Raw genomic sequence first — 13,425 nt, forward strand, 5'->3', positions numbered from 1 at the left:
TCGCCGGCTGCGCCGGCGGTGGCACCGGTGGCGAAGAACCCAGCGAGAGCGCCGCACCCGGCGAGGAATTGAGCCTCAAGATCGGTACCGCTCTGCCGCAGACCGGCAACCTGGCGTTCCTCGGCCCGCCCGAGGAGGCAGGCGTCGCCTATGCGCAGTCGGTCATCGAGGAGTACGCCGAGACCACCGGGCTCAGCGTCGAGGTGGTCTGGGGCGACTCCGGCAACCTCGACAACAAGGCATACGAGACCGAGATTCCTCGCATCCTCGCTGAGGACCCGTCGGCCATCATCGGCGCCGCGTCGTCGGGTGTGTCGCTGCAGTTCATCGATCAGGTCATCGGCGAGGGTGTCATCCTCTTCTCCCCGGCCAACACCTCCGACCAGTTCACGACGTACGAGGACAACGGACTGTACTTCCGCACCGCACCGTCCGACGTGCTGCAGGGCGAGGTGCACGGAAACTTCGTCGCCGAAGAGGGACACCAGACCCTCGGCATGATCGTGCTGAACGACGCGTACGGCAACGGTCTGGCCGGCTACATCACGGAGTCGTTCGAGGCCGCCGGCGGCGAGGTCGTCGCAGCTCCGACCTACAACGACGGCGACACGTCGTTCGACGCCCAGATCTCCGAGGTGCTGGCCGCCGACCCCGACGCGATCACGGTCGTCAGCTTCGACGAGGCGAAGACCATCCTGCCGGCCCTGATGGACCGCGGCTTCGACCCGAACAACCTGTACCTCGTCGACGGCAACATGGCGTCGTACAAGGACGACTTCCCGGCGGGCCTGCTCGAGGGCGCGAAGGGCACCTACCCCGGCCCGACGCCGGCGCAGGTGCAGGAGTTCATCGATGGGCTCGACGCCTTCGTGGAGGAGTCGGGCGACGAGCCGCTGAAGGACTACACCTACGCGCCCGAGTCGTTCGACGCGCTCATCCTGCTCGGACTCGCTTCGCTCGCCGCGCAGTCGACCGACCCGGCCGACATCGCGGACAAGCTCATCGAGGTCTCCGGAGGATCGGGTGACGGACAGAAGTGCGAGTCGTTCGAAGAATGCGCCGACATCATCCTCGCGGGCGACGTCGCGGACTACGACGGCGTCTCCAGCCCGGTGACGTTCAACGAGGTCGGTGACCCGACCGAGGGCTTCATCAACATCTACCAGTACGGTGCGGACAACACGTACACGCCGTTCGAGGGCTGAGAACCCCTCACACGGAACGCCCCCGGGTCCTCGGACCCGGGGGCGTTCCCGTTTTCCCGGCAGGGGAGTGGGGCGTCCGCCTCACACCTTCCGCACTCGGACGGGGTGCCGGGCATGTGCAGGGCCGCGCATAGGCGGACGGCGGGGATGGATGCCGGATGCCAGGCGCCAGCTGCCAGGAGCCGAGATCAGATGCCGGACCCGAGACGCCGGACCGAGACAGGCGAAGCCGTACGACGCAAAGAAGAGGGGGACGGATGCCGCGGCATCCGTCCCCCTCGTCGCGTGTCGTGCGCGCTACGTGCCGAGCGTCCCGAGGTAGAGCTCGGTGACCTTGGGGTCGTTGAGCAGTTCGCGACCGGTGCCGGTGTACGCGTCCCGGCCCTGGTCGAGCACGTAACCGCGGTCGCAGATCTGCAGGCAGCGGCGGGCGTTCTGCTCGACCATGATGCAGGTCACCCCGGCCTTGTTGATCTCGGAGACCCGGATGAACGCTTCGTCCTGGCGGACCGGTGACAGGCCGGCGGACGGCTCATCGAGCAGCAGCACCTTCGGATTCATCATCAGCGCGCGGCTCATCGCCACCATCTGACGCTCACCGCCGGAGAGCGACCCTGCGCGCTGCTTCAGGCGCGTGCCCAGCTCGGAGAAGATGCCCGTGACGAACTCCAGACGCTCTTTGTAGACGCCCGGGCGCTGGTAGAGACCCATCTGCAGGTTCTCGGCGATCGTGAGGCTGGGGAACACGTTGTTGTTCTGCGGGATGAAGCCCACGCCACGGGCGACCAGCTTGTTGGCCCGGAGCCCGGTGATGTCGTCCCCCTCGAGGGTGATCGTGCCCTTGCGCACGTTCACCTGGCCGAAGATCGCCTTCAGCAGCGTCGACTTTCCGGCGCCGTTGGGGCCGATGATTCCGATGAGCTCACCCTCTTGGGCGACGAGACTGCAGCCGTTGAGGATGTTCACGCCCGGCAGATAGCCGGCGTGAACCTCGTCGACGACGACGACGGGCGTTCCCGTCGCGGTTGGAGCGGTCACTTGCCGTCCTCCTTCTCTTCCTCGGCCACGCCCTGATCGACCAGCAGATCGGCACTGGTCGTCGCGGACGCCTGGGCATCGGTCGTCGGGTCGGCCTGGACCACGTCGATGCGACCGGTCACCACGCCAAGATCGAGCTCCTGATGGGCGCCCAGGTAGGCGTCGATGACGGCGGGATTGTTCATCACCGTCGTCGGGTCGCCCTCGGCCACGATCTTGCCTTCGGCCATGACGACGACCCAGTCGGCGATGTGGCGCACCATGTGCATGTCGTGCTCGACGAAGAGCACGGTCATCCCCTCCTGCTTGAGGTTGATGATGTGGTCGAGGAGCGACTGCGTCAGCGCGGGGTTCACTCCGGCCATCGGCTCGTCGAGCATGACCAGCGTCGGCTCGGTCATGAGGGATCGGGCCATCTCGAGCAGCTTGCGCTGACCGCCCGACAGGCTCGCGGCGAAGTCGTCGGCCTTGGCGTCGAGCTTGAATCTCTCGAGCAGTACCATGGCGCGGTCTTCGAGCTCGGCATCCTGCGATCGCCAGAGCGCTGGGATCATGCCCGCCCAGAACTTCTCGCCGCGCTGGTTCTTGGCGCCCAGCTTCATGTTCTCCATGACGGTGAGCAGGCCGAGCGCCTTCGTGAGCTGGAACGTGCGGACCAGACCCAGGCGCGAGACCTTGTACGCGGGAACACCCGACAGCGACTTGCCGTCGAACGTCCACGTGCCGTGGTCGGGCTTGTCGAACCCGGTCAGCAGGTTGAAGAGGGTCGTCTTGCCGGCGCCGTTGGGGCCGATGAGGGCGGTGATCGCTCCTCGCGGGATCTCGAGGTGCTCGACGTCGACGGCGGTCACGCCGCCGAAGGCGCGGTGCACGCCGTCGGCGATGATGATCGGGTCCACTTTGGCGACGCCGGGACCGGCTTCGCCGACGTGAAGACCGGTGGTCTTGGGGCGGGCGACCGGCGCGGTGCCGGTCGCCGGAGCGCTTTCATTTGACAAAGGTCAGCTCCTTCTTGTTGCCGAGGAGTCCCTGCGGCATGAAGATCACGAGCAGCATCAGCGCGACTCCGACGAGGATGAAGCGCAGCGACCCTGCCTGGATCTGGTTCAGGCCGAGCAGCCACCCGGCTTGGGCCATCGCCGGGAGCACGTTGGACAGGAAGGTCTGCAGCCCCCAGAAGATGACCGATCCGAGGATCGGCCCGAATACGGTGGCCGCGCCTCCCAGCAGAAGGGCGGTCCAGACGAAGAACGTCAGCGACGTGACGTACACGCCCGGGCTCACGGCCGACGGCAGTGCGTAGACGACGCCGCCGGCGGCGGCGAGCATGCCACCGAGCACGAGCGCCTGCATCTTGTAGGCGAACACGTTCTTGCCCAGCGATCGGACAGCGTCCTCGTCTTCGCGGATGCCCTTGAGCGCACGTCCCCACGGGCTGCGCGTGATCATCCACACGACGAGCGCCGCGATGGCCAGCGTGATCAGCCCCATGATGCGCACCCACCACTGGGTCTCGTTGTAGACCCACGGGCCGAAGCCGTATTCGCCGGCGGGGATGGGGTTCGAGGCACGGAAGCTGGCATGGTAGCCGCTCAGGCCGTCGGCGGATCCCGTGATGTCGTCGAACGCCGTCGTAAGGAACAGCAGCCGCACCACTTCTGCCGCGGCGATGGTCACGATGGCGAGGTAGTCGCCCCGCAGACGCAGGGTCGGGATGCCGAGGATCAGCGCGAAGATCGCCGCACCGCCGAGTCCGACCAGAGCGCCGCCCCACCAGGGGAAGTCGAACGAGAGGATGGAGATCGCGTAGCCGTAGGCGCCGATGGCCATGAAGCCTGCGATGCCCATGTTGATCAGGCCGGCGTAGCCGAAGTGCACGGCGAGGCCGAGTGCGGCCAGCGCGTAGCCGATGGTCGCCGGGCTGAGGATCGATGAGGCCGTGTTGGAGAGAATCTGAAGCAAGTCCATGAGTGTGTCCCTATCCGATTCGCTCGCGTCGACCGAGAATGCCCTGTGGTCGGAACAGCAGGATGACGATCAGGATGAACAGTGCGCTGGCGTACTTGAGGTCGGCGGGGATCCAGAGGCTGGAGACCTCCACCAGGATTCCCACGATCAGTGCACCGACCAAGGCGCCGTATGCCGTGCCCAGGCCGCCGAGCACGACCGCGGCGAACATGAGCAGCAGGATCTGCGCGCCCATGTCCCACTTGATGCCCGGGCGGTAGTACGCGTACAGGATGCCCGCGAGTCCGGCGAGCGTGCCCGCAACCACCCACACGACGCGCACCACGGCGTCGACGTCGATGCCCGAGGCTTCCGCCAGCGACGCGTTGTCGGAGATCGCACGCGTCGCCTTGCCGATGCGGGACCGCGTCAGCCAGAGCGCGAAGGCCACGATGACGAGGATCGAGATCGCGAGCGACACCATGTCGACGACACTCATCTGAACGGCGCCGAAGAGCGGGATCTGCGCCTCGGCAGACCCGGGAAGCTGCAGTGTGCCACCACCGATGAACAGCTGGAAGACGTAGCGCAGCGCGAGCGAGAGCCCGATGCTGACGATCATCAGCTGGACCACGCCGACGCGTCGCCTTCGCAGAGGTCGCCAGAGGATCATGTCCAGGACGAGGCCGAGGGCGGCACTGAGGATGACGGCCACCGGGTAGCCCAACCACAGCGGGAGGGCCAGAGTCGCGGGCCCGACGAGCAGGAACGCCGCGATCGCGCCGAATGTCACCATCTCGCCGTGCGCGAAGTTCGAGATGCCCGTCGTGCCGTACACGAGCGTGAGCCCGATGGCGGCGAGGGCGAGCATCAGACCGAAGCTGAGCCCCTGCACCACGCGCTGCACGAACTGGTCGAAGAAGCTCGTGACGTTGCGCTCGCCTTCGCCGATGAAGAAGTTGACGGTCGCTCGACCGCCCTGCCCCATGTCGACTTCCTTGACGTTCGGGCTGTCGTCCTCGGGGTCCACCACGACGATGCCCTCGGGAAGGGTCTCCTCGTCGAGCGTGACGACATACGTCTCGCCGCGCTCGGGGACGCCGACCCGCCATTGACCGTTCTCGTCGGTCTCGACCTCCTGCTCACCGCCGGGGCCGTCGACCGTGAGCGCCACTCCTTCGAGCGGCTCACCGTCCAGTTGGACATTGCCGCTGATCCGGTACGGATCGTCTTCATCGGCGTGCGCGGGGATCGCACCAGCGAACATCCCCAGCGCGACGAGCAGCAGTCCGAAGAGTGCGGCTGTGACGCGCGCTCCTGCAACACGTCTCGTGGTCACAGTCGTAGGACCCACAGAACCTCCAGTTCGCCACCACGCGGACACCGAAGCTCGGGTCGCATCGGCTGTGATGTTCGACGGTACGAGCGTAATGTGTCGCGCTTGTTTCGCCTACGCCACCATGTGGATAAGTGATCCGATCGAAACCGGGCATCGTGCCCTCGCCGCATGCTCGGTTCGCGCCCCCGCGGCGTGCTCGGCTCGCGCCCCGCCCGTCCCCGGGTCGCGCCCCCGCGGCAACGCGTGTGCGCGCTCGCGCACGCGCTCGCGCGTGCCGTCTACCGCGGGAACAAACGGCCCCATCCGACGCTTAGAATCGAGTACGGAGCGTCACGAACGCACCGGCCGTCGTCGTCCACACCGAAACAACGCGCCGCGCGCGAGGAGACCCCCATGGAGCACAACGACCCTTTCGGCTTCGTCGGACTGACCTACGACGACATCCTGCTGCTGCCGGGACACACCGACGTCATCCCCAGTGAGGCCGACACGTCGTCGCGGGTCACTCGCCGCATCACCGTGGCCACGCCCCTCCTCAGCGCCGCGATGGACACCGTCACGGAGGCGCGCCTCGCCATCGCGATCGCACGCGAGGGTGGCCTGGGCATCATCCACCGCAACCTCTCCATCGAGGAGCAGGCGTCGATGGTGGATCGCGTCAAGCGCAGCGAGTCGGGCATGATCACCGATCCGATCACCACCACACCCGACGCCACCATCGACGAAGTGGACGCGCTGTGCTCGCAGTACCGCATCTCCGGCCTCCCGGTCGTCGATGAGGAGAACCGCCTCGTGGGCATCGTGACGAACCGCGACATGCGCTTCGTCTCGGGCTTCGAGCGCCAGACCACGAAGGTGCGCGACATCATGACGAGCGAAGGCCTCGTCACCGGCAAGGTCGGCATCAGCGCCGGTGAGGTCATCGCCCTCTTCGCCCACCACCGCGTGGAGAAGCTTCCCCTCCTCGAGGACGACGGCACGCTCGCCGGCCTCATCACCATCAAAGACTTCGACAAGAGCGAGAAGTACCCGCTGGCGACCAAGGACGAGCAGGGCCGCCTGCGCGTCGGCGCCGCCATCGGCTTCTTCGGCGACGCCTGGCAGCGCGCCGAGGCCCTGCGCGACGCCGGCGTCGACGTGATCGTCGTCGACACCGCGAACGGCCAGTCCGCCGGTGTCATCGACATGGTCCGCCGCATCAAGGCCGACGAGTCGTTCGCCGCGATCGACGTGATCGGCGGCAACGTCGCGACGCGCGAGGGCGCGCAGGCGCTCATCGATGCGGGTGTGGACGCGGTCAAGGTCGGCGTCGGACCCGGCTCCATCTGCACCACGCGCATCGTCGCGGGCGTCGGTGTGCCCCAGGTCACCGCGATCTACGAGGCCTCGCTCGCGGCCCGTGAGGCCGGCATCCCGATCATCGCCGATGGCGGCCTGCAGTACTCGGGTGACATCGCCAAGGCACTGGTCGCCGGCGCCGACACCGTGATGCTCGGCTCACTCCTCGCCGGAACGGACGAGTCGCCGGGCGAGATCGTCTTCCAGGGCGGCAAGCAGTTCAAGCTCTACCGCGGGATGGGCTCGCTCGGCGCCCTCCAGACGCGCGGCAAGAAGACGTCGTACTCGAAGGACCGCTACTTCCAGGCGGATGTCCCGACCGACGACAAGCTCATCCCGGAGGGCATCGAAGGTCAGGTCGCCTACCGCGGGCCCGTCTCGGCGGTCGCCTACCAGCTCGTCGGCGGCCTGCGCCAGTCGATGTTCTACGTCGGAGCCCGCACGGTCGAAGAGCTCAAGTCCAAGGGCAAGTTCGTGCGCATCACGCCCGCAGGCCTCAAGGAATCGCACCCGCACGACGTCCAGATCGTCGTCGAGGCCCCCAACTACAAGCGCTGACCTCCGTTCTGACGCGGATGCCGCGGCATCCGCTCTCCGTCGTTTCGCGGCCCTGCGGGCGCGGGCCGGTCTCACAGACTTCGCATTTTCGCGCGAAGCTCGCAGAAATCACGCCGATCCCGCCGAGATCGGCGCTGTTCTGCGAAGTCTGTGAGCCCGGCCCGGTTCCTCCCCAATCGGACGTCGCCCGGACTTCTCCATAATCCGGTCCCCGCGGCGACTCGCGCGATCGAGAAGCCCGCATGCTGGCCGCATGGCGGTAGTGAAGAAGACCGGCGAACAGCTGCTCGAATGGCTTGTCGGGAAGGGCGGGATCGTCCAGCGGGATGACGCGCTTCGCGCCGGCTTCCCGCTCGCCGTCATCCGCGCCTTCGTGCGGAACAGGGACGGCGTGCTCGTCCGACGCGCGTGGCTCGCGCACGCCTGCGCACGCGAGGAGCTCCGCACGGCCGCCTTCGCCGGTGGCCGCGTCACCTGCACCTCTCTCGCGAGAATGCGCGGGTGGTGGATGCCGGAGGCCGTGGGGTCGGAGCTGCACCTGCACCTGTTGCCCGGGTCGGGTCCGACGCGCCTCCCGGACGCATGGGACGGCGTGACGCACTGGACGAAGCCGCTCGCGCCCGTGGCGCGCTCTCTCGAGGGGACGGTGGAGGACGCGCTGCTCCATATCGCAGCGTGTCTCGACCGCGACACGGCTCTGGTGCTCTGGGAATCGGCCGCTCGCGTCGAGCGCATCGCGGCTGAGGCGCTGCGTGCGATCGTGTGGCCTTCCCGGGCCGCACGCGAACTCGCCGAGGCGGTGACCGGGCTGTCCGACTCCGGCCTCGAGACGCTCGTGGTGACGCCGCTGCGACGCTGGGGACTGGGGGTCCGGCAGCAGATCGTGCTCGCCGGGCGGCCCGTCGACGTGCTCGTCGGCGACCGGCTCGTCGTGCAGATCGACGGGTACGAGTTCCACTCGTCGAGCGCGCAGCGCACCAAAGACCTCGCCCACGACGCCGAACTGCGGCTCCGCGGGTACACCGTGCTCAGGTTCAGCTACGCGCAGGTGGTCCATGACTGGGCCCTCGTGGAACGCACGATCCGCCGCGCCGTCGCTGCGCGGCTGCACCTGGCGGGCTGAGATGCCGGGCGCGGCGGTGAGCTCGGCTCACCGATGTCGCAGATATGCGCGGTGCTCGCAGTAACCGTCCGAAATCCTGCGTGGTTCGCGCGATTCTGCGAAGTCTGTGAACTCGCAGGCACAAGGCCTGGGCGGGTCAGGGCAGCCGGAAGGCCCGGGCGGCCCGTGCCGTGTCGTCCGTCGCGAGATCGGCGAGCACCGAGCCGACGGCCGGGGTGAACTTGAAACCGTGGCCGGAGAACCCGGCGCCCACCACGACGCGGCCACGGCGGTCGAGGACGAAGTCCTCGCTGTCGGTCGAGGTGTAGGTACAACTGATCGGCGACGCGGTGTCGGGGTCGAGCCCCGGCATCCACTCTTCGACGTAGTCGCGCAGGCGCGCGGCGAGCTCGGGCACCGGCCGCAGTGTCCGCGCGTCGGGGTCGACGACCGGCCCCACGAGGTGGAACCCCACCTTGACGCCCTCACCGGGCGTCGGCATGCCGTAGACGTTGCCCGGATAGGGCGGCCGCGGCAGCAGGTGGTTGAACGAGGGCCAGTGGTGCGCAGAGTCGCGCGGCGCGAAGTGCGCAGGGCTCTCCTCGGTGACGGTGAGCCGGGGGAGTGGGAACCGTGGCAGCACCTTCGAGGTCCACGCGCCCGCGGTCACGACGACCACGTCGGCGGTGATCTCGTAGCGGGTGTCGCCGGCGATCACCGACGCCGACACGTGGTCGGCGTGCTCCTCCAGCCCGACGACCGCGTGACCGAACCTGACGTCGGCGCCCCGGGCGCGAGCACCCCGTTCGAGCGCCTCGAGGGCGGCGGCGGCTCTCACCACTCCGGCGTCGGGCGTGAACAGCACATCGCCGGCGAACCGCATGCCGCTCCAGCGGCGGGCAGCCTCGACGTTATCGAGCACGGCCGCGCGCTCGCCGCGGGCGGTCAGCGCCGCGTACGTCCCGGCGACGCGGACGTCGTCGCCGTGCGTCACGAGACCGTGCAGCCGCAGCAGCGGCTCACCCGTGGCGTGCGCGAGGGCGTCCCACTCCGCACGGGCCAGCCCGAGGAGGTCGAGGTAATGCCCGGCGGCGTAGGCGTTGTTGAAGTTGCGGGTCGCGCCGTGCGAGGCGCCGAGCGCGTGGCCCCGTTCGAACCGCTCGAGCGTCAGCACGCGATGTCCCCGCCGTGCGAGCTGCCACGTTGTCGCGAGGCCCATTGCCCCGCCGCCGACGACGAGAAACGGAACATGCTCGGTCATGGGTCCTCCCCGGGTCTGGAGTGCCGGACGGCTGGTGCACACGCGGGCCCGTCGCAGGCGTGGCCCGTCGCAGGCGCGGGCTGCCGCATCCGTCTCCCATCCTTGCGCAGCCCACGCGAGCCCCCCGGGCGGGGAGTCGGAGTATGACGGCCGGCGATCCCCGCCTGTGCGGCCGTGTGTCGCTACCCTGGCGCCATGATCAGGCAGCGGCAGCACCCTGCGGCGACACAGCGCACGACGCGCCTCGAGGCCTTCACCGACGGCGTGTTCGCGATCGCGGCGACGCTCCTGGTGCTCGACCTGACGACGCACACGCTCGGCAAGGTCGACTCCGACGACGACATGTGGTCGGCGCTGGGCGGCATGTCCGAGCTGTTCGTCAACTTCGTGCTCAGCTTCGCGCTGCTGTGCATCCTGTGGATGGTGCACGTGCAGCAGTTCGAGCACATCGCCCGCGTGGATTCCGTGATGCTGTGGCTCAACAACGCGCGGCTGCTCTTCATCGTGCTGGTGCCGTTCGCGACCGGGCTGATGACGGAGTACGAGCAGTACTATGCGGGCCGGCTCGCGATGCCGGTCACGTTCTTCCTCGCCATCCTGGTCAGCTGGGTGCAGTGGCAGTGGGCGGTCCGCCATCGCGAGACCATGCTGCCCGACATGAGCGCCGCGGATGCCGCCGCCTACGGTCGCGGCTCGCTCAGCGCTCTGCTGATCAGCGGCGCCGTGGTCATCCTGTCGCCGTGGATCGGGTCGATCGCGTTCCTGCTGTTCCTGTTCGACGGCCTGTTCACCCGCGTGCTGCGCGGCAAGGGCGACTGATCGCGGGCGCTCTCGCACGTCGACATCACGTGCTCCCATCGAGCGTCCGCGCCGCGAACGCGCGGCGCGTGTGCTTTCGGCGAGAGCACGTGATGTCAACGTGCGGAGGGGTCAACGTGACGCGGCCGGCTCCAGCGCTTCTGCGTCGGTCTCGGCGCCACGAGGGACGTCGGTGCCGGCGGAAGCGGCATCCGTCGCCTTGCCGGACGGGAGCCACAGCGCCACGACGGTCGCGGCGAGGAGCACCGCGGCACCCGTGAACACTGCCGGACGTGCCGCGTCGACGTAGAGATCGGGCATGAGCTCGCCGCCGGCACTCACGAAGATCGCGGTCATCACGGCGGTGCCGAGCGCGACGCCGAGTTCGCGGACCGTCGAGTTCACGCCCGAAGCCTTCGCGTGGTCGACCAGTCCGAGGGTGGCGAGCAGGGCGGTCGCCGACGGGGCGAACACGAGCGCCATGCCGACGCCGGCCATCACGAACGGGACGATGAGCGCCGGGTAGTCGAGATCGGTCGACATGATCGCCGCGATCCAGGTGAGCGCCGCACCCTGCAGGGCGAGGCCGAGCACCAGCAGCACCCGCGTGCCGACGCGGGGCGCCAGGATGCCGGCGATCGGGGCGACGATCATCGGCGCGAGCGTCCACGGCGTGGTCTGCACGGCGGCCTCGAGCGGGGTGGAGCCCTGCACCACCTGCAGGTACTGGATGAGGATGAACACCGAGCCGAAGGTGCCGAAGCTGAACGCGAAGCCGACGACGTTCGTGATCGAGAACGAGCGGTCGCGGAACAGCCGCAGCGGCATGAGCGGGGCCTTCGCGCGTATCTGCCACACCAGGAACGCGGCGATGAGGAGCGCGCCGACGACGATCTCGACGATGACGCCCACAGAGTCCCAGCCGTCGTCGTTGCCCCGCACGATCGCGTGGACGAGTGCCAGCACTCCCGCCGCCGCGAGCACTGCTCCGGGGACGTCGATGCGGGCGCGGGCGCCGAAGTCGTTGTTGAGTACCACCAAGGCGAGCGGAATCGCGATGAGGGCGACGGGCACGTTGATCCAGAAGATCGCCTGCCAGTCCCAGCCCTCCATGATCGCGCCGCCGACGAGGGGCCCGACGGCGACACCGAGCCCGGAGACGCCGCCCCAGATGCCGATGGCGAGCGCCCGTCGCGCGGGCGGGACCGCGCCGCTCAACAGCGCCAGCGACAGCGGCATCACGCCTGCCGCGCCGAGACCCTGCACGGCGCGGGCCGCGATGAGCTGGCCGGGATCGGTGCTGAGAGCGGCGAGCACGGAGCCCGCGCCGAAGACCGCGATGCCGATCGCGAACAGCGTGCGCCGACCGAAGCGGTCGCCGAGCGCCGAGGCGATGAGGATCGCACTGGCGAACGCGAGCGTGTACGCGTTCACGAACCACTGCAGCTCCTCGACGCTCGCACCCATCTCGCTGTGCAGGACGGGGAGGGCGTTGGTCATGACGAGGTTGTCGAGCGTGGCCATGAACATCGGGACGGATGCCGCGGCCACCACGAGCGCGAACGGGCGCGGTCGCCGCGTGCGCGGGGCGAGGGAGGTGTCGGTCATGAAAGTCTCCGGTTGTAATCGAATGATTACCACAATGTAGTAATCGACTGATTACAAAGTCAAGTCATTCGCTGATAAACTGTGGGCATGACTTCTGCGCAGCGCGAGGGGAGCGGCACTGCCGCTCTCGACGAGCCGGCCGAGACCGGCAAGCGCCTGTCGTCCGACGAGCGGCGCCGCCAGATCCTGGTGGCCGCGCTGGCCGTGTTCGGCACCCGCGGGTACGAGGGCGCGACGACCGACGAGGTCGCCCGCGCCGCCGGCGTCAGCCAGCCGTACGTCGTGCGGCTGTTCGGTACGAAGGAGAACCTGTTCCTCGCGGCGATCGAGGATGGTCTGGCTCGGCTGCTCGCAGCGTTCCGCGCCGCGCTCGCCGAGGATGACGGCGGGGCCGACGGCGAGGGCGACGGCCCCACCGCGGCCAAGCGCATCGGGCAGGCCTACGTCGACCTGATCGAGGTGCGAGGGCTGCACCAGACCCTCGCGCACGCGTACCTCCTGGGCAGCAATCCGGTCATCGGCGCCGCCGCGCGCCGCGGGTTCGCCTCCGTCTGGCGGTTCTTCCGCGACGAGATGGGGCTCAGCGCCGATGAGGCCCGCGCCTTCATGGCCGAGGGCATGCTCATCAGCACGATGATCGGGCTGCGCATCGTCGACGACTACGGCTCGGACCCGCAGATCACCGAGCTGTTCCGTTCGTGCTTCCCGACCGAGCTGCCCCACGTGCTCGACGTCCTGCCTCGGGGCACCGAGCGCTGGTGACAGCCGGGGCCGCGGCATCCGTCGACTGCCCGTGCTCTCACCGAGCGCCTACGTCGTTCGGTGTGCGAGGCGTGTGATCTCGGTGAGGTCGTGGGCTCTCGATGGGCCACGCGAGCGGATGCCGCCCCTTGGCCGCCGTCTGCGGCGCGGCGTATCGTCGGGGGCATGTGCCGGAACATCCACACGCTCCACAACTTCGAGCCCGCGGCGAGCTCTGACGAGGTGCACGCGGCCGCCCTCCAGTACGTGCGCAAGATCGCGGGCACCACGAAGCCCTCGAAGGCGAACCAGGAGGCGTTCGACCGTGCCGTCCACGACATCACGCACATCACGCAGCACCTGCTCGACGACCTCGTGGCGGTGACGCCGCCGAAGAACCGCGAGGAAGAAGCCGCCAAGGCGCGCGAGCGGGCCATCAAGTCGGGTCGATACGCCGCACCCGCCGCCTGAGCCTCGGTCGTTGAGCGAG

General features: G+C 68.7%; 12 protein-coding genes. 6 read left to right on the forward strand and 6 right to left on the reverse strand.

Going from position 1 to position 13,425, the window contains the following annotated elements; translation table 11 throughout:
* Nucleotides 1–1,205 (forward strand): ABC transporter substrate-binding protein (locus tag B1729_RS19650; RefSeq protein ID WP_163634509.1); only part of this gene is annotated, 1,205 nt, incomplete at its 5' end.
* Between the two features lie 297 nt (nucleotides 1,206–1,502).
* Here B1729_RS19650 and B1729_RS19655 read toward each other — a convergent pair.
* The 4 genes from B1729_RS19655 to B1729_RS19670 all read right to left on the reverse strand — a co-directional run bounded on the left by B1729_RS19655 (nucleotide 1,503) and on the right by B1729_RS19670 (nucleotide 5,529).
* Entirely contained in the window at nucleotides 1,503–2,243 is a 741-nt protein-coding gene (locus tag B1729_RS19655) for an ABC transporter ATP-binding protein (protein ID WP_163618102.1), read from the reverse strand.
* Complete coding sequence (locus B1729_RS19660; protein ID WP_239525930.1) at nucleotides 2,240–3,142, reverse strand: ABC transporter ATP-binding protein; 903 nt, start codon at nucleotides 3,140–3,142, stop codon at nucleotides 2,240–2,242. Before B1729_RS19660 ends, B1729_RS19655 begins: the two co-directional genes overlap by 4 nt.
* An 88-nt stretch (nucleotides 3,143–3,230) precedes the next feature.
* Nucleotides 3,231–4,211, reverse strand: a complete 981-nt coding sequence (locus B1729_RS19665) for a branched-chain amino acid ABC transporter permease (RefSeq protein ID WP_163618100.1) — start codon at nucleotides 4,209–4,211, stop codon at nucleotides 3,231–3,233.
* A gap of 10 nt (nucleotides 4,212–4,221) precedes the next feature.
* On the reverse strand, nucleotides 4,222–5,529 hold the full coding sequence (locus B1729_RS19670) for a branched-chain amino acid ABC transporter permease (protein WP_239525919.1): 1,308 nt from the start codon (nucleotides 5,527–5,529) through the stop codon (nucleotides 4,222–4,224).
* Between the two features lie 393 nt (nucleotides 5,530–5,922).
* Here B1729_RS19670 and guaB point away from each other — a divergent pair, with 393 nt between their 5' ends.
* Together guaB and B1729_RS19680 are read left to right on the forward strand one after the other, a co-directional pair.
* The gene (guaB, locus tag B1729_RS19675) at nucleotides 5,923–7,425 is read left to right on the forward strand and encodes an IMP dehydrogenase (protein WP_163618099.1); all 1,503 of its coding nucleotides are present in this window, start codon (nucleotides 5,923–5,925) and stop codon (nucleotides 7,423–7,425) included.
* Nucleotides 7,426–7,678: 253 nt separating this feature from the next.
* On the forward strand, nucleotides 7,679–8,548 hold the full coding sequence (locus B1729_RS19680; RefSeq protein WP_163634511.1) for a DUF559 domain-containing protein: 870 nt from the start codon (nucleotides 7,679–7,681) through the stop codon (nucleotides 8,546–8,548).
* A 136-nt stretch (nucleotides 8,549–8,684) separates the two neighbouring features.
* Here the strand turns inward: B1729_RS19680 and B1729_RS19685 are convergent, their stop codons facing one another.
* Nucleotides 8,685–9,788, reverse strand: a complete 1,104-nt coding sequence (locus tag B1729_RS19685; RefSeq protein ID WP_163618098.1) for an FAD-dependent oxidoreductase — start codon at nucleotides 9,786–9,788, stop codon at nucleotides 8,685–8,687.
* Between the two features lie 195 nt (nucleotides 9,789–9,983).
* Between B1729_RS19685 and B1729_RS19690 the strand changes: the two genes are divergently transcribed.
* A complete protein-coding gene (locus tag B1729_RS19690) occupies nucleotides 9,984–10,607 on the forward strand; it encodes a TMEM175 family protein (RefSeq protein WP_163634513.1) in 624 nt (207 codons plus the stop codon).
* A gap of 111 nt (nucleotides 10,608–10,718) precedes the next feature.
* On the opposite strand, the gene B1729_RS19695 is transcribed toward B1729_RS19690, so the two are convergent.
* Nucleotides 10,719–12,194 carry an MFS transporter gene (locus tag B1729_RS19695; protein WP_239525913.1) on the reverse strand — a complete coding sequence of 492 codons (1,476 nt, stop codon included), beginning with the start codon at nucleotides 12,192–12,194 and terminating at the stop codon, nucleotides 10,719–10,721.
* Nucleotides 12,195–12,281: 87 nt separating this feature from the next.
* On the opposite strand from B1729_RS19695, the gene B1729_RS19700 reads away from it, so the two are divergent.
* Together B1729_RS19700 and B1729_RS19705 are read left to right on the forward strand one after the other, a co-directional pair.
* A complete protein-coding gene (locus B1729_RS19700) occupies nucleotides 12,282–12,956 on the forward strand; it encodes a TetR/AcrR family transcriptional regulator (protein ID WP_163618096.1) in 675 nt (224 codons plus the stop codon).
* Nucleotides 12,957–13,121: 165 nt separating this feature from the next.
* Entirely contained in the window at nucleotides 13,122–13,406 is a 285-nt protein-coding gene (locus tag B1729_RS19705; protein WP_163618095.1) for a DUF2277 domain-containing protein, read from the forward strand.
* Nucleotides 13,407–13,425 lie beyond the last annotated feature (19 nt).

The organism is Microbacterium sp. B35-04 (genome assembly GCF_010634885.1).
Classification (GTDB): domain Bacteria; phylum Actinomycetota; class Actinomycetes; order Actinomycetales; family Microbacteriaceae; genus Microbacterium.

Bases quoted from the DNA above. Each gene is read 5' to 3' on its own strand.
- B1729_RS19665 (WP_163618100.1), bottom strand. From the start codon at position 4,211: ATGGACTTGCTTCAGATTCTCTCCAACACGGCCTCATCGATCCTCAGC.
- guaB (WP_163618099.1), top strand. From the start codon at position 5,923: ATGGAGCACAACGACCCTTTCGGCTTCGTCGGACTGACCTACGACGAC.
- B1729_RS19680 (WP_163634511.1), top strand. From the start codon at position 7,679: ATGGCGGTAGTGAAGAAGACCGGCGAACAGCTGCTCGAATGGCTTGTC.
- B1729_RS19685 (WP_163618098.1), bottom strand. From the start codon at position 9,788: ATGACCGAGCATGTTCCGTTTCTCGTCGTCGGCGGCGGGGCAATGGGC.
- B1729_RS19690 (WP_163634513.1), top strand. From the start codon at position 9,984: ATGATCAGGCAGCGGCAGCACCCTGCGGCGACACAGCGCACGACGCGC.
- B1729_RS19695 (WP_239525913.1), bottom strand. From the start codon at position 12,194: ATGACCGACACCTCCCTCGCCCCGCGCACGCGGCGACCGCGCCCGTTC.
- B1729_RS19700 (WP_163618096.1), top strand. From the start codon at position 12,282: ATGACTTCTGCGCAGCGCGAGGGGAGCGGCACTGCCGCTCTCGACGAG.
- B1729_RS19705 (WP_163618095.1), top strand. From the start codon at position 13,122: ATGTGCCGGAACATCCACACGCTCCACAACTTCGAGCCCGCGGCGAGC.